Raw genomic sequence first — 14,111 nt, forward strand, 5'->3', positions numbered from 1 at the left:
AAGGGTATTTCTCGTATGGATATTCTTCTCGTATGGGTTTTCTTACAGAGGGTTGTATGGGTCTTCTTATAAGGGGTGCTGTTATAAGGGTGTTGGGGAAAGAAGGGTGCTGGGGTGTGAACCCGCGTCCATACAGGCCCCACCGCTTAGCTCTACTGGCCCTAGCTATATTGGCCTGGTACTGGCTTGGGCTGTTATCGTCGTGGTTGATCGTTATGGCCAGGCCCTAGGGCTTTTTATTTTATGAAAGAAGGTTATTTATGAGCGAAGGGAAGGAAAAGCGCTATGGCTGATCAACGTTATTATGGTTTTGCCAGTATCAACGATATGCAAAGTGAGTTCAATGCTCACGATTTTATGACTGCACAGCATATCCGCCAGAATGTTAATACCTCTATTCCCGCTCGTGTGGTCAAGGTTGATAAGGCCAAAAAGCGCCTAACCTGCACCCCCATGGTGCACCAGATCACTCCCACAGGAGAGGTGATTGCCCATGGGAAGATATTTGATGTGCCTTATGGCTATGTTCAGGGGGGCAATTGTCTCATCCAGGTTGATCCGGTGGAAGGAGATATTGGTTTTGTCTGCTTTTCCCAACGTGATATTACCCGCGTTAAACGAAACCTGAAAGAAGATGCCCCAGAAACATTGCGTACCCATGCCTGGGAAGATGCGGTCTTTATCCAGCATCTCCATTCTGAGGAGAAAGTGGCCCATGTTATTCACCTTGATCCCCAAGAGGGGATTACCATTTCCTCTTCTCAGCCGGTTAAAATTATGGCCGATATCGAGGTGAAAGGTAGCATCACTGTTGAGGGGAACCTCAAGCTGACTGGCCAGGTCACAGCTACTGGTGATGTTAAGGCTGGGTCTATCAGCTTGCAAAACCATACCCATGGGGGTGTGCGTTCAGGTGAGGGTACAACGGGGAAGGCGGAGTAGGGGTTATAAATATATTTATATATTTATAAATCTGGTGACTTATTTAATAAATCTGCTTATATAATTAGAAAGATACTTTTGTCGTATAAACTACGTATAGTTTTCGTAGTTAACACTATAAATGGCTTAGGAATCAGGAGGGAAAATGGAAGACTATTCAACGCCTAAGCCCTCAGGGCTTTTGAAGCGATCAATTCGTGAAATCACTAATATAATTATAGAAAAATTTAAACTAAAACCTGGCGATAATCTATTATCATTAGTACATGATTTGAATGGAACGGTATCTATTAAGGATATATATGATGGAAACCCAGATTCTATTCTTATAGAAGCTGATAGTAGTTTTATTATTTTTATATCTGGAATAACAGGACCTAGACGTGATCGCTTCACCATTGCACATGAATTAGGGCATTTGTTTCTTCATTTTTTGCCTGAACATTCTAAAAACAATTCCTACAGAATGAGAGCTACTCGCTGGGTTGATGAAGAAGATAGCGATCAGAGGAGAGCCGAAAGAGAAGCTAATATTTTTGCGGCAGAGCTTTTAATGCCAAAAGAACGGTTCATAGGTTTTTTTGAAGAGAACAAAATTGACACAACAGATAATGCGAGCATTGTAAAGGTTTCTGATTATTTTGGAGTCAGCCTTTCTGCTGCTAAAGTAAGAGTATCATCTTTAGGTTTGTAATGTCTGCGATAGAAAACGCTAAGAAGGTCCCAGATTACAGAATACGCGTTTTTCTTTCTGTGGATTTATCTGGGGCAACAGCCTACAAAGCTTCAAAAAATGGAGCACAACAGCTAGAGAATAATCTATATCCTACATGGGTATCAGAAATCAGTAAATTTTATAAAATATTTCCAGGTATTGTAAAAAAGCAATATGAATTTTGCATTTCTACACCCTTTAATTGTAAAATCATAGAAGATGCTTTCCCAAAAGTTTGGAAATTTTTGGGTGATGAAATCATTTTTTCATGCAGGATTCTAAACGAGAAGCATTTACTTTTCTGTGTGGATGCTTTTTTATTGGCTTTATTAGAGTTTAGAGAATATTTGAAAAATAATGAATTTACTAAAGAGCTTGACGTTAAGGGATGTGGATGGGTAGCTGATTTTCCTACTCAAAACCAAACTTTAAAAGTTGAAAATATTGTTAGCAATGGCGAAGAGCTCTTTTTAAGTGAAGAAGATGAAATTATTGCGGATAACAAGCCTCATCTTTTTGATTTTGTTGGGAAACATATGGATGAGGGGTTTAGAATATCTCGTTTTTCTGCACCAGAAAAATTTGTAATGTCATTAGATTTTTGTAATTTATTGTCAGCAACAAGTGGAGAATTGGCAATAAAATTTAAAAAAGATCTATTTTTCCATTCTCGTCAACCTTTGAAGGGTATTTATGAAGGGATAGAATATCCTCTATTTTATATAAATACTATGTCAGATGAGTCCCAAAAAAAACTAGAGGAATCCTTAAAAGAAAACTTTGGTATTCAGTCTATTAATGGATCAAAACTTTCTATTTTTATAATAGATTTTTTAAAAAAATGCGAGGCGACCAATTTAAGCTTTAAAAATAACCCAGAGTATTACGAAAAATATAAGTCAGAATATAATAAAATAATAGATAATATTCAAAAGCAAGATGATCGAGTGAAAAATGATATTGATAGCGAAGAGCCCGTTAAAAACGGTTCAAAAAATTTTCGATTTGAACAAGAAGAAAAAGAACATATTCGTAAGATTATTGCGAGAATGAAGTCGAAAAAATAGATTTTTTGAATTAATTTTTTATTAAAATTGGCAAATATAGTTGTTTCATCTTTTGTTCCCCCTCCCCTGTGGAGGGTTTTTTGTTGGAGTTTTCCAAATGGCTGATCTTCTTTTAAACCGCACGACATGGGATTTGGTGGCAGATCCTTATGGGAATATTGCCGTAACCCATGAGCCCTATGCCATAGCGCAGTCTGTTGCCAATGAGGTTAAGTTGTTTGCAGGTGAAGGGTGGTATGATACCCGCCAAGGGATCCCCCATTTTACCACAAGCTTGGGGGTGGTGCCGCATCGGGGAATGATCCGGCAAAAAATAGAAGAGGCCGCCCGTACGGTGCCCGGTGTGGTTGGGGCTGTGGCTCGCCTTGGGCTGAACAAGGCGACACGGGTTATGGAAGGCAGCATTGTGGTGAGCACCCAAACAGGAGAAGAGTTGAATGTCCCCCTTAGTTAATAGTGACTTAGTTAATAGTGACTTAGTTAATAGTGATGAACAGGTCGTTAATAGTGAACAGGCCAGGGCCATTGCTGCGGTAAGCCCGACAACCTCTGTACCGGCACCGCGTTTTACCAGACAGGGGCTTGTTATTCCCACAGAGGCCGAGCTTCTGGCTGGTGTCATTGCTGATATCAATGGTGCTTTTGGAAACACCCTGAGTTTTTTTGACCAAAGCAATCGTTTTCTCCTTTCTCGCCCTCAGGGGCAGATAGCGACCACACAAACAGCCATACTTAACGATGCTTACGGTTTGTTGCAGTATTATGTTAACCAGATCGACCCCACGGTGGCAGAAGGAAAAATGCAAGATGCTATAGGGAAAATCTACTTTCTCTATCGCAAGCCTGCCTTGGCAACCCGCGTTGTGTGCCTTTGCCGTGGGGCAGCGGGTACGGTTATTCCCCAAGGGGCCAAAGCCCGCGATCATGCAGGCAATGTGTATAGGGCTACGCAGTCAGGCACGATTTCGGTGGCAACATCGACAGTGGAGATCGAGTTTGCCGCCGAAGAGCTGGGTCCTCTTGAATGTCCTGCCGGAACGCTCACCCAGATTTATCAAATTATCCCTGGTTGGGATTCTATTATCAATCAGCAGGAGGGTATCATTGGTCAAAATGTTGAAAGCCGGGCCCAGTTTGAAGCCAGAAGGCGTGAATCCAGTGCGCATAACGCCCTTAACACGGTTTCTTCCCTGGTGGGAACCTTGCGCCAGGTTGAAGGGGTAAGGGATGCCTATGTGGTGGACAATCCCTCTGCCTTGCCGGTGGTTAAAGGGGGGGTTACCTTAAAACCCCATAGTCTTTACATCTGCGTATCAGGGGGGAAGGATAGCGCGATAGCCCAGGCGATCTGGCAAAAAAAGCCTCCCGGATGTGACATGACGGGGAATACCAATGTCACCATCGTTGATGACCAGAACGGGTATGCCCCTCCTTTACCGCAATATAGCATAACTTTCCAGCGAGCCCTTCCTGTTCGTATTGCGATAAGGGTGGAGATGGCTGTCTCCTCTTCTCACCCTGATAGTGCAGAAGAGCTTATAAAGGCTGCTGTTTATAATAATTTTAATGGGATAGATGGTAGCGAGCACCTGCGTATAGGGTCTGTTATTTATGGTTCTCGTTTTTATGCTGCTATTCAGGCCCTAGGGGTGTGGGCCAATATTTCTCTTGTAGGAGTAGCACGCGATGGGGGAGATTTTTCTGTTTCAGTTTCAACAGATATTACCGAATACCCCACCCTTTCTATGGATGATATAGAGGTTATTTTTCCATGATGCGTTATCATGATACCGTTATTGCCCAATATGCTAATGCCCCCGTGTTGAATGGCTTACTGGGCGCTTTAAATGCCGAGAGTGATCCCCGCCAGTTTTGGGAGGAGTTTGTTCTAACCTTTTGGGATATAGAAACAGCCCAAGGATATGGGTTGGATATTTGGGGAAAGATCGTGGGGGTGGAAAGGGCTATCAGCAGCATCACTACAACCTGGTTTGGCTTTCAGGAAGAAACCACAGCCCTGGCACGCCCTTTCGGGCAAATCACGGGCCAAGGTGTTTTCTGGGATGGTATGACAGTGTTGTCCCACCAGACGCTGTTAAGTGATGACGATTATCGTGGCCTGATTCTGGCCAAGGCCGCGGCCAATATTTCCGATGGTTCCATAGCTTCTCTTAACGCCATTCTTTCTCGTCTTTTTGCTCAAAAGGGGCGGATTTATTTAAAAGACAACCGTGATATGAGCCTTACCGTGGTGACTGAATGGGAGATTGGCCAGAATGACCTGGCATTGCTGAAAATTATTATAGCGGTTTTGCGCCCTGCCGGGGTGGAGATAGTAGTGGAGATAGCGTTTGCTCGGGCCAGCCAGCAAGGCTAGCCCGTGTAGGTTGTAGGTTATAGAAAGGTGGGCCTAAAATCAGAAATATGAAATTTATAATACGAAATTCTATGAGTCTAGAGGTTGATTCACTCTTGCGCACCGCTATATTATCGCCCCAAGCCCCAAGCCCCAAGCCCCAAGCCCCAAGCCCCAAGCCCCAAGCCCCAAGCCCCAAGCCCCAAGCCCCAAGCCCCAAGCCCCAAGCCCCAAGCCCCAAGCCCCAAGCCCCAAGCCCCAAGCCCCAAGCCCCAAGCCCCAAGCCCCAAGCCCCAACTCTACAGTCTCTCAGCTTCTACCAGAAGCTTTGTCTGTGCTGTTGAGCTGGTATTCGCTATCAATCAGCTCTCTGATTTTTGATCTCTCATCATCAGATCGCCGAGTTAATCAGCGATCATCAGGTGACGTCTCTTTCCCTAAAGCTATAATATTTTTGGTTTATCTATAAGGTTAGCGCCCTTTTCTTCCGTAAAGAAGTGACCCATAACATGTCAGCCTTTACCTTTATTCTTTCATTGAATATTTTCATTAGCCTGTTTTCGGGTCTGGTTGAAGCCTTTAGAGGTTTTGCTACGCCTTATTGGGTGTGCCGACCTTGCCTTTAGGCTTGGGTCTGGAGCTTGGGGCTGGAACCAGTATGAGCATATTGGCGGGTAGACAGTTAAGCGCCCTGGCGGTGCCGCTGCCGCCGTTATTTGTAGAGAGGGCACTGACCTTGATCTTACCCTTACCACAGTCTGGGTCTTGCTCTTACCACAGAGTGTACACCACCAGATTATACACCATCAAAAGCCCTTCAAGCGTCTTTCGGGTAAGCCGTCTTCTCTCGGGCAAGCTGTTTGTTCTCCAAAATCGGATAGGAGCGAGGACTATTCAAAAAGAATGGGCCAGTTTGGAGGGTGGTTAATGGGAGGGGAGGGGAAAAAGGGACCTGTTCTGTTTTTATTCCTTCTTTTTATTCCGCCTGAATTGCGTCCTTTAGTGTCTTTGGATGGAGGACGTTTTGCGACCTCTGGCCTGAATGATTTATATCGCCGTGTGATTAACCGTAACAACCGTCTCAAGAGACTGATTGAGCTGCGCGCACCCGATATTATTGTCCGTAATGAAAAGCGTATGCTTCAGGAATCAGTTGATGCCTTGTTCGATAATGGGCGTAGGGGTAGAGCCATTAAGCAATGCCCTGCTATCAGTCTAAGGGTTTCATAGCTTGTAGGTTCTAGCGATCATTTTAACAGATCGATAAAGGCACAGATCAATAAAGGCTGGGAATAGGCCTTTCTATTTCTTTAGAACTTGATCTCTATATCGTGGCTTTTTTAATAATTATAGCCTTAAACATTTGTAGGCTTTTAGGCGGGCTTTATCAACGGTAATTTCTGAAGCCCCCGGAGCAGAGTCATCATCTTCTGCATGCGCGGAGAATAACGGTGATAGGGCTCGTGTGTTTCCTGATTTATGGGTGTGTTCTGTTCTGTAGGTTCTAGTCTGTGGAATAGGCTTTTGGGCCAGGCGGGCAGCGCATCCGTTTTTATGGAAAATGAGTTCGTATCTATACCCTCCCACGGGATGTCGGGAGGTTTTTTTATGAGGAAAGATTATGGCCGATCCAAAAACCATTAAACCACCACGTCGGACGACGATTGCTTTTGGGGAAAATGCAGATCCTGCAACCATCAGGACTTTACCTGAGAGCCAACCAAGCGATGCCTCCCAAGCCAGTTATGCCATGGGGTTTCCACGGCGGACGATGACCCCTATCGAAAATGGAGGACAGCCCCCCCAAGGACCAGATATGAATGCCATCCTTTACGATCTTTCCAGGCATGCCCAATGGCAGGATGCAGGGGGGGTAGCCCACTATGATGCTGCTTTTGCCAGTGCCATAGGGGGGTATCCAGTAGGCGCTATTCTTCAAAATCCCCTTCTTCCCTATCTGCTCTATGTTAACCTGCGCAATGCCAATAGAGTAGACCCTACTACAGGAACGAATTGGAAGAGCATGACTGCCCCTGGGAATTATTGGGCGGTGGTGAGTGGGCAGGTTTCTGATGATCCTGATAACATTCTCTTTAGGGATCACGATGGCAGGCTGCTGGCTAAGGTTTCCGGTGCGAGGAATAACCTTTATATTTCTACAAGTGCAGGGAATGATACCACGGGAGATGGTTCGCAGGAGAAGCCCTATTTTTCTATAGGGAAGGCCCTTTCCGTTATTCCAGAAGGCGGCACTGTAGCCTTGTGGCTTAAGGCGGCTGAAACCTATTATCTAACAGCAGATAACACGGCCCGTTTTGGCGGGTATGCCGATATTGATAATCGTATTAATATTGGGCGGCGCTTGATTACTATTGAGATATGGGGATCTTCTTTTTTGGATCAGGCCCGCAAGGATTTTGCCGCTCAAAATTCCTCGGCCAATCCCTATACCATTGCCGAAGGGACTGCAGAACAGCCCAGTAAAAATGCCTTTCGGGTCAATATTCAAATCCCTTCTTTTGTTACAGAGCAGGGCTCTTTGTTAACAGGGAGTATCGTAGGCAATAATGGGGGCAATATTCAGTTTAATGGGTGCAACTTTATTCCCCTTCAGGCCTACCCTGCCCAGCAACCGACCGATGGTACGGTGTTCTCTCCTACCGTTTCCTATCAGTTTGTGGGGTGTCGCTTCCTGAATCTGGAGTATTTCCCTTATATGATGGGGGGGTGGGGCAGTTATTCTACCACAGTTCATTTTGGCATGTGCCAGTTTCATTCTGCCACACAGGGAAGGTTTTTTAACCTGGATTCCGGGCAGATCATTGTGACGACGGATAGCGATATTTCCCCCTATACTGTATACGACCTTTTGCCCCAATATCAGTTTTTGGGAAGCAACACGCGTCGTTATAATGGCTCATCGGCGGCTTATTATGGTTGGGGGCTAAAGGTTATAGGGTATCTGGAGGCAGGAAAAGGACAACCTGTGTATGGGTATAAGGGCATAGACCCCGATTACGAGATTCAGATTGTTTCTTCAGGTTAATAAACCCTTTTATTCATAGTATTTTTATATGGTAGAAAAGCAGGGAAAGAAGAAAAAGCTATTTCACATTCTTAAATGTTATTAAACCCATTTTGCCAAAAATAACCAATATTGCCGACAGTAATTTAAAAATTTTACAAAAAAAAGGTAATATTATTTAAAAATCTCATAATAAATTGTAGACTTTTCGTTAGAAAAGAGTAATATAAAAAAACTCCTCCCCGAGTATGTAATAACTATATGGGGAGGCCAAGTTAATTCGTTTTGATGTATATTTCCTACCTGTTCATAGATAGGTTGTGTCAGAAGTATATTACTTTTTTTTATGCAAGTCTATAGTTTTATCGCCTTTTGAGAAAAGTCAGGTCATAAAACTGTAGGCTTGTTTTACCTTTTCATCAATAGCTGGCAGAAATCTGCCACTCAATATGAACAAGGGCTACCATAACACGGGTATTTTTTTTGTTTTTTATCCGGCTTTTTCATCTCTTCACATTAAGTTGAATTGAGTGGCCATTGTGGAGAATTCATTTTCCATAAATTTGTTCTGTTGTTCTCTCTTTTCATGCCTTCTGTAACAGCTGCCTTCTTTTATTTTCCATATTGCTCACGGAGGGGGGCGATTACGCCTTTCCTCTTAAACAATTTGCTTCATTTTTATAGGTTTTTTTGGGAAAAGGGGTTTTCTTGGAAATTTCCAAGGATTTTAGAGGAAAGGCACTGTGCTTTCCTGCGAGATTGGCCTTTTTGCAAATAACGAAAGAATGGAGCAGGATTTTTGCCACCAGGGTTTTTACCGCCAGAGTTTTTATTGTCAGAGTTTTTTACTGCCTGAGTGGGCGCGCTATTACCCATCAACAAAGGCAATGCCCACTTTACAGCATTAAACCTTATGACCATGAGGATCGAGAGCCGAATATAATCGGTAGGTCTTTTTTTCTGATCGCCTTTGTCTGTTACTTCGGGCTATCACTTCAGTCGTCACTTTGGACTGTCACTTTGGACTGTCACTCTGGGCTGACATTTCAGGGGTGGCCTTGATGGAAATTGTCAGCGAGCCTGATATCCGCATGCCAGAAGAGGCAGGGGCTTATTTGCGCAAATTGCGGAGTATTCTGCGCTATCTCGGGACGTGTGATGGCAATATGGAGGAAGGCTCCATGCGGGCAGATGTGAATGTTTCTGTTCGTAAAGCCGGGGAGGAATTTAGAACACGCTGTGAGATTAAAAACCTCAATTCTGTTCGGTATGTTATGCAGGCCATAGAAGTAGAGGCCCAGCGTCAGGATGGCTTATTGAAAAGAAAATAGTCCTCTATTGCTCGAAATTCAAGGATATGATGCACCGTTTGTGATGAAGACTCTTACGAACTAAGAAGATTCTTATGAACTCAAAAAAGACCTTCGCGAACTCAAAAGAGAACTGATTGAGAGGGTGGAGAAAATAATCTTTTCTCATCCATTTTTTCTCTTCTCACCCATTCTTATGGAAAATACGCGTTTTACAGAAAATATACGGCAAACTTTTTCTGTTTATTTCCTCTAAGCATTTCTGGCCCCATAGCCTGCTATATTAACCTACTCTTTCTAGGGCAAGCGCTTCTTGGGCACTGCTTCCTAAGGAGAAGGTGTCACTGGGGTTTGGTCGGTAAAGTTTTATTAATTAAAGAGAGTATTATGAGTGTAAAATTCGTCTTGCCCGGGCTGTGCTAAAAAACGCTGCTATTATCGCCCCTATTATCGGATTATTGTAGCCGATAGCTGCAGCCCGCATGATGGTCGTTTTGTTGAAAACATCGGCTCTTATTAACTGGGGGAAGTCAAGTATTTGGAACGAAGTCAAGAAATGGCAAATGAGCCCTGTCAGAGGGAATAGAGCTAAGCTTTCATTCCCAGAAACTTTTTACCCTCCCCCAGGAAGATGTTGGGAGCATGATGAAGCCTTACTCATTGTTCCACCATTGTGAGCAATAGGCCTTCAGAATCAATAGGCCCCAAAATCAAATAGGATTCCGGCCTCCAGAGCTGATTGTAGCCGTGGGAACACCGGCTTTGAGGGCAGAGAATAGGGGGCAAAAGGGTAAAACGATGCCAGATTTTAGGAAAAACGAGAATTTAGGAATGATGAGGTTTTAGGAATGGCCAGATTTTAGGTGTGAAGAGAATTTAGGTGTGAAGAGAAGATTTTGTCTGGTCTGCCTCAGCAGGAAGCGGTATGACAATTCTATAAAGAATGTGGAATGAGGGGCAGAAGGAAAAACCAGAATGGTCCGTTTACTGTTAAAATTATCGTTAAAGGACTGGGTACTTTATGCTGGGTGGGCGGCATCTGGGGTCATAGGGGGTGGGGTTGTGGTTGGCTCTCCCCTTTGGGCAGCACCAGGGGTCCAGGTGGCTTCTTCTGGCCCGTCGGGAATGCAGGCGGGTGAAAAAACCCCGCCCGATGAAACAGAAATTCGTCCCATGCCAGAAGATAGCACCACGAGCCATACTCTGTCCGTTCAGGGAGCAAGCCAGTCTTACACGGCTTCAGCGGGGACCTTGCTGATCCGCGATGAAAAAAACAAGCCTCAGGCTTCCTTGTTTTATACGGCCTATTTACTGGAGGGCGAAAAAGAGGGAGCAGGGGATAAAAACAAGAGGGTCTCAGCATTTCGTTCTAGCCGGCCAGTAGCGTTTTTCTTCAACGGTGGGCCAGGGGCGGGGAGTGCCTTTCTCAATATTGGGGCTGCTGGGCCTTATGTTATGGAGTTTCCAGAGGCTCTTCCGACTGATGGCGCCCATGCCCGTTTGCTTCCCAACCCCGATACCTGGCTTACCCATACCGATATGGTTTTTATAGATGCGCCCGGAACAGGCTATAGTCAGGTGGCCGATTCTAAATCCGCAGCGGGGAAATTTTACGGCATAAAGGAAGATGGTAAAGTGTTTGCCAAAGCCATTCAGGTCTGGCTTTCACACTATGGCCGGCAGTTTTCTCCTGTTTTCCTGGTAGGGGAGAGCTATGGGGGGGTGCGGGCCATTGAAACAGCCAATGCCCTGCAAAGTGAACAGGGCAATATTGTTTCTGGTCTTGTTATGATTTCCCCTGCTATTGAAATGAACCTTTTGGTTGATACGGTTTCTAACCCGTTGGCCACCGCCTTGCAGCTTCCCGTTCTAGAAGCGGCCCATCTGGAAGGAGAAAACCAGCTGGACGATAAAAAACTGAATGATGCCTATCATTATGCTACGGGCCCCTATGTACAAAAATTGATTGGCCCTATCGCAGAGCGTCATTCTGCCTTTTATCAGGAACTTGCCCACCGAACAGGGCTTGATGAAAAGGTTATTGCCCGTCAATTTGGGCAAATTGATGCATCCTCTCATGATATCCGTAGCCGTAATGGTAGGTTATACAGCCTTTACGACTTTACCCTTTCCATACAAGATCCATATCCCGAAGGCTCTGGTGAAGATAGTCCCGACCCTGTGCTGTATGGTTTTGGTCAAATCTTTGGAACAGCCTATGCAGGTTATTTGGCCCATCAGCTTAACTACATTACAGACCATACCTACCAATTACTAAACCTGGCGGTGAACAGCCAGTGGAGTTTTACCAGCAAGGGAGAGAATCTCGGCATTCACGAACTTCCTGTTTTACGAAAATTATTGGCCATTAACCCGTCATTGCAGGTCTTTATTGCCAATGGGTATTTTGACTTGGTCTGCCCTTTTCCTACTTCCCGCTGGGTAAAGGAGCATATCCCCGTTGGGGCAGACCGGATCGGCTTGCATCTTTATAAGGGGGGGCATATGGTCTATCTTCGCCCCGCTAGCCGTAAGGCCTTAAGTGAAGATGTGGGCCATTTTTTCCAACAGGTTCAGGCCCCGCCCACCTTCCCACAAACTCACCCCACCAGTAACGAAGGAGCACAATAATGAAGGAGCACAATCTGGTCATTAAGGGATAAGGGCAAGGGAAGGGATTGCAGCACAAAAGAGCAGGATGGCCATATGGGAACGAAAAGCGACTTGCCCTGGGTATTCCCCCTCATGCCCAGGGTATTACCACCGCATTGGTCTTGGAGTTTTTCAACACCCCCTATCCCCCTCACATCCAGGGCATTACCATCACCATTCTCAGGAGAGAAGACCGCACCGGCCATTTTCCTTCATGCCTAAGGCATTACCCTACCCTTTCCGCCAACAAGTTTTCAAAGTTATCATTCCCCCTCATGCCTAAGGCATTACCACCACCATTCTTCTGCCCGCTATTCGTAAAAATTTTCCGCCTGTTCAACGTGTAGGGTTTTTCCTTTTCTGAGAGAGTTCCTCAAACCTGTTTTGTGACCATGTTTACGACCTTGTTTTGCGACGGCGGATAATCAAACCGTCAGTCCGTTTATTTACTCTGGTCTTATATCCTTTAGTGGGTTTACCCCATGGGGTAACAGGATGACGACCACCCGAGGTCCGACCCTCACCACCACCATGAGGGTGATCAACAGGGTTCATAACAACACCACGATTATGAGGCCGACGCCCTTGCCAACGTGTCCGAAGCCTTACCAAAGCTTTGGTTCATGGTGTCAGGGTTAGATACAGCCCCAATTGTGGCCATACATTCTCCACGAACAAACGAAGCTCGTCAGAGTGTACTTTAATCTGTGCATAGCCTCCGTCTTTCCCAACAAGCTGAGCATAAGTCCCAGCTGAACGGGCCATTTTCCCCCCAGCACCAGCTTTTAATTCAATGTTATGAATAATCGTTGATTGACGTGATATGTGACCACAAGGGGAGGATAAAGGGCTAGAATAGAAAAACTGAGGCGATAAAACCCAAGCCTACTGTAAAGCCTCCGTTGAGAGCTCCCCATTGGAAAGCCCCTATTGGAAAGCCCATGAGTCATTTGGGAGTCATCTGGAAGCAATTCTGGGAGTCATCTGGAGGGTGGCCTGTCGTTTCGGGGGGAACGGTTAAAGGCCTTTTGGGGTTTTTATAGGTTGGCCCAGATTGGAGGAAGATATTGGAGGAATATCTTGGAAGAGGATCTAAGAACTTATAAGACGGTCTAAAAACACGAGTTGGTTAGTTACGGATGGTGATTTTGGTTAAACCAAGCTTTTGGGCATGGGCCAATACCCCAGCTACTGTTGTATAATTGGCCAGGCGGTCTGGATGGATTTCTATAACCGGTTGGTTTCCTTTTGCCGCCTCAGCTTGAATAAGGGCTGTTAAGGCCTGTTCGTTGGCAACGGGCTGGCCATTCCATAAAATAGTGCTATCAAAATCAATAACAACACTAATGTGCTCTGGCTGTTGGGGCGTTTGGGCCTGGTTGCCACTAGCCAGGGCCATCTGTACCGATTCCGTCTGCAGGGGGATGGTGACAATCAGCATGATGAGGAGCACAAGCATCACGTCAATAAGCGGCGTGGTGTTAATGTCGACAATGGGTTCATCTTCTGTTGAGCTGTCCAGGCCAATATTCATGCTCATAAATTGTCTCCTGTTTTGCCCCCTCTATTGAGTGTTCCAGGGATGGTGGGGGCTTATCATGATCTCTTGGGGTGGGATTATTGGTGGGGGCGTTCGGTAATAAAATCAACCCGGGCAATCCCTGCTTGTTTGCAAGCATCGACAATGCGTCCAACCGTTTCATAACGGGCCTGGCCATCTCCCCTTATCTGCACCTGGGGTTGCTTGGTGCCGTTGGCAATCCCAGCGAGTCTTACAGAAAGCTCATCGATGGTAGCAATAGGGGTTTCATTCCAGTAAATTTGCCCATCAGCCGTTACGGCCAAAACCACGTTGCCCTGCTGGGTCTGGGTAGGATGGCTACTCTCTTTAGGCAAATGCAAGCGTATGGTGTGGGTTGCAGCGGGTATGGTGATAAGGAAGATAATCAGCAAAACCAGCATCACATCCACTAAAGGGGTGGTGTTAATGGCCGCAACGATATGGTCTTCATCGTTATCCTGGCCACCAATTTGCATGGCCATG

General features: G+C 45.5%; 14 protein-coding genes and 3 pseudogenes. 11 read left to right on the forward strand and 6 right to left on the reverse strand.

What is annotated here, in order from left to right:
* Nucleotides 1-285: 285 nt before the first annotated feature.
* The 7 genes and pseudogenes from JGUZn3_RS05335 to JGUZn3_RS05365 all read left to right on the forward strand — a co-directional run.
* Nucleotides 286-942, forward strand: a complete 657-nt coding sequence (locus tag JGUZn3_RS05335; RefSeq protein ID WP_203414619.1) for a Gp138 family membrane-puncturing spike protein — start codon at nt 286-288, stop codon at nt 940-942.
* Between the two features lie 145 nt (nt 943-1,087).
* Nucleotides 1,088-1,636: an ImmA/IrrE family metallo-endopeptidase gene (locus tag JGUZn3_RS05340; protein WP_203414620.1), complete on the forward strand. Its 549-nt coding sequence runs from the start codon at nt 1,088-1,090 to the stop codon at nt 1,634-1,636.
* Entirely contained in the window at nt 1,636-2,724 is a 1,089-nt protein-coding gene (locus JGUZn3_RS05345; protein WP_203414621.1) for a hypothetical protein, read from the forward strand. Before JGUZn3_RS05340 ends, JGUZn3_RS05345 begins: the two co-directional genes overlap by 1 nt.
* Before the next feature lie 97 nt (nt 2,725-2,821).
* On the forward strand, nt 2,822-3,178 hold the full coding sequence (locus JGUZn3_RS05350; protein WP_203414622.1) for a hypothetical protein: 357 nt from the start codon (nt 2,822-2,824) through the stop codon (nt 3,176-3,178).
* Entirely contained in the window at nt 3,162-4,499 is a 1,338-nt protein-coding gene (locus JGUZn3_RS05355) for a baseplate J/gp47 family protein (protein ID WP_203414623.1), read from the forward strand. The genes JGUZn3_RS05350 and JGUZn3_RS05355 overlap by 17 nt, the downstream gene beginning before the upstream one ends.
* The gene (locus tag JGUZn3_RS05360) at nt 4,496-5,101 is read left to right on the forward strand and encodes a DUF2612 domain-containing protein (protein WP_203414624.1); all 606 of its coding nucleotides are present in this window, start codon (nt 4,496-4,498) and stop codon (nt 5,099-5,101) included. Before JGUZn3_RS05355 ends, JGUZn3_RS05360 begins: the two co-directional genes overlap by 4 nt.
* A gap of 882 nt (nt 5,102-5,983) precedes the next feature.
* A pseudogene (locus tag JGUZn3_RS05365) lies at nt 5,984-6,274 on the forward strand (hypothetical protein); the annotation flags it as partial.
* Nucleotides 6,275-6,427: 153 nt separating this feature from the next.
* Here the strand turns inward: JGUZn3_RS05365 and JGUZn3_RS05370 are convergent.
* Complete coding sequence (locus tag JGUZn3_RS05370; protein WP_203414625.1) at nt 6,428-6,721, reverse strand: hypothetical protein; 294 nt, start codon at nt 6,719-6,721, stop codon at nt 6,428-6,430.
* Here JGUZn3_RS05370 and JGUZn3_RS05375 point away from each other — a divergent pair.
* From JGUZn3_RS05375 to JGUZn3_RS05390, 4 genes and pseudogenes are all read left to right on the forward strand, one after another.
* A complete protein-coding gene (locus tag JGUZn3_RS05375) occupies nt 6,702-8,126 on the forward strand; it encodes a hypothetical protein (RefSeq protein ID WP_203414626.1) in 1,425 nt (474 codons plus the stop codon). The genes JGUZn3_RS05370 and JGUZn3_RS05375 overlap by 20 nt on opposite strands.
* 1,025 nt (nt 8,127-9,151) lie before the next feature.
* Nucleotides 9,152-9,412: pseudogene (gatB, locus tag JGUZn3_RS05380) on the forward strand (Asp-tRNA(Asn)/Glu-tRNA(Gln) amidotransferase subunit GatB); the annotation flags it as partial.
* A 401-nt stretch (nt 9,413-9,813) separates the two neighbouring features.
* Nucleotides 9,814-9,932 (forward strand): annotated as a pseudogene (locus JGUZn3_RS05385) (30S ribosomal protein S16); the annotation flags it as partial.
* Between the two features lie 458 nt (nt 9,933-10,390).
* The gene (locus JGUZn3_RS05390) at nt 10,391-12,046 is read left to right on the forward strand and encodes a S10 family peptidase (RefSeq protein WP_203414627.1); all 1,656 of its coding nucleotides are present in this window, start codon (nt 10,391-10,393) and stop codon (nt 12,044-12,046) included.
* Here the strand turns inward: JGUZn3_RS05390 and JGUZn3_RS05395 are convergent.
* The 5 genes from JGUZn3_RS05395 to JGUZn3_RS05410 form a co-directional block, all read right to left on the reverse strand.
* Entirely contained in the window at nt 12,016-12,273 is a 258-nt protein-coding gene (locus JGUZn3_RS05395; RefSeq protein WP_203414628.1) for a hypothetical protein, read from the reverse strand. The two genes, JGUZn3_RS05390 and JGUZn3_RS05395, sit on opposite strands and share 31 nt — an antisense overlap.
* 190 nt (nt 12,274-12,463) lie before the next feature.
* Nucleotides 12,464-12,679 carry a hypothetical protein gene (locus tag JGUZn3_RS12605; RefSeq protein ID WP_275402858.1) on the reverse strand — a complete coding sequence of 72 codons (216 nt, stop codon included), beginning with the start codon at nt 12,677-12,679 and terminating at the stop codon, nt 12,464-12,466.
* 9 nt (nt 12,680-12,688) lie between these two features.
* Complete coding sequence (locus JGUZn3_RS12610; protein ID WP_338030802.1) at nt 12,689-12,892, reverse strand: hypothetical protein; 204 nt, start codon at nt 12,890-12,892, stop codon at nt 12,689-12,691.
* Nucleotides 12,893-13,196: 304 nt separating this feature from the next.
* Nucleotides 13,197-13,607 carry an ExbD/TolR family protein gene (locus JGUZn3_RS05405; RefSeq protein WP_203414629.1) on the reverse strand — a complete coding sequence of 137 codons (411 nt, stop codon included), beginning with the start codon at nt 13,605-13,607 and terminating at the stop codon, nt 13,197-13,199.
* 77 nt (nt 13,608-13,684) lie between these two features.
* Nucleotides 13,685-14,110, reverse strand: a complete 426-nt coding sequence (locus JGUZn3_RS05410) for an ExbD/TolR family protein (protein ID WP_203414630.1) — start codon at nt 14,108-14,110, stop codon at nt 13,685-13,687.
* Nucleotide 14,111 lies beyond the last annotated feature (1 nt).

The organism is Entomobacter blattae, assembly GCF_014672835.1.
Taxonomy (GTDB): domain Bacteria; phylum Pseudomonadota; class Alphaproteobacteria; order Acetobacterales; family Acetobacteraceae; genus Entomobacter; species Entomobacter blattae.

Bases quoted from the DNA above. Each gene is read 5' to 3' on its own strand.
- JGUZn3_RS05335 (WP_203414619.1), top strand. From the start codon at position 286: ATGGCTGATCAACGTTATTATGGTTTTGCCAGTATCAACGATATGCAA.
- JGUZn3_RS05340 (WP_203414620.1), top strand. From the start codon at position 1,088: ATGGAAGACTATTCAACGCCTAAGCCCTCAGGGCTTTTGAAGCGATCA.
- JGUZn3_RS05345 (WP_203414621.1), top strand. From the start codon at position 1,636: ATGTCTGCGATAGAAAACGCTAAGAAGGTCCCAGATTACAGAATACGC.
- JGUZn3_RS05350 (WP_203414622.1), top strand. From the start codon at position 2,822: ATGGCTGATCTTCTTTTAAACCGCACGACATGGGATTTGGTGGCAGAT.
- JGUZn3_RS05355 (WP_203414623.1), top strand. From the start codon at position 3,162: ATGTCCCCCTTAGTTAATAGTGACTTAGTTAATAGTGACTTAGTTAAT.
- JGUZn3_RS05360 (WP_203414624.1), top strand. From the start codon at position 4,496: ATGATGCGTTATCATGATACCGTTATTGCCCAATATGCTAATGCCCCC.
- JGUZn3_RS05375 (WP_203414626.1), top strand. From the start codon at position 6,702: ATGGCCGATCCAAAAACCATTAAACCACCACGTCGGACGACGATTGCT.
- JGUZn3_RS05370 (WP_203414625.1), bottom strand. From the start codon at position 6,721: ATGGTTTTTGGATCGGCCATAATCTTTCCTCATAAAAAAACCTCCCGA.
- JGUZn3_RS05390 (WP_203414627.1), top strand. From the start codon at position 10,391: ATGGTCCGTTTACTGTTAAAATTATCGTTAAAGGACTGGGTACTTTAT.
- JGUZn3_RS05395 (WP_203414628.1), bottom strand. From the start codon at position 12,273: ATGGCCGGTGCGGTCTTCTCTCCTGAGAATGGTGATGGTAATGCCCTG.
- JGUZn3_RS05405 (WP_203414629.1), bottom strand. From the start codon at position 13,607: ATGAGCATGAATATTGGCCTGGACAGCTCAACAGAAGATGAACCCATT.
- JGUZn3_RS05410 (WP_203414630.1), bottom strand. From the start codon at position 14,110: ATGGCCATGCAAATTGGTGGCCAGGATAACGATGAAGACCATATCGTT.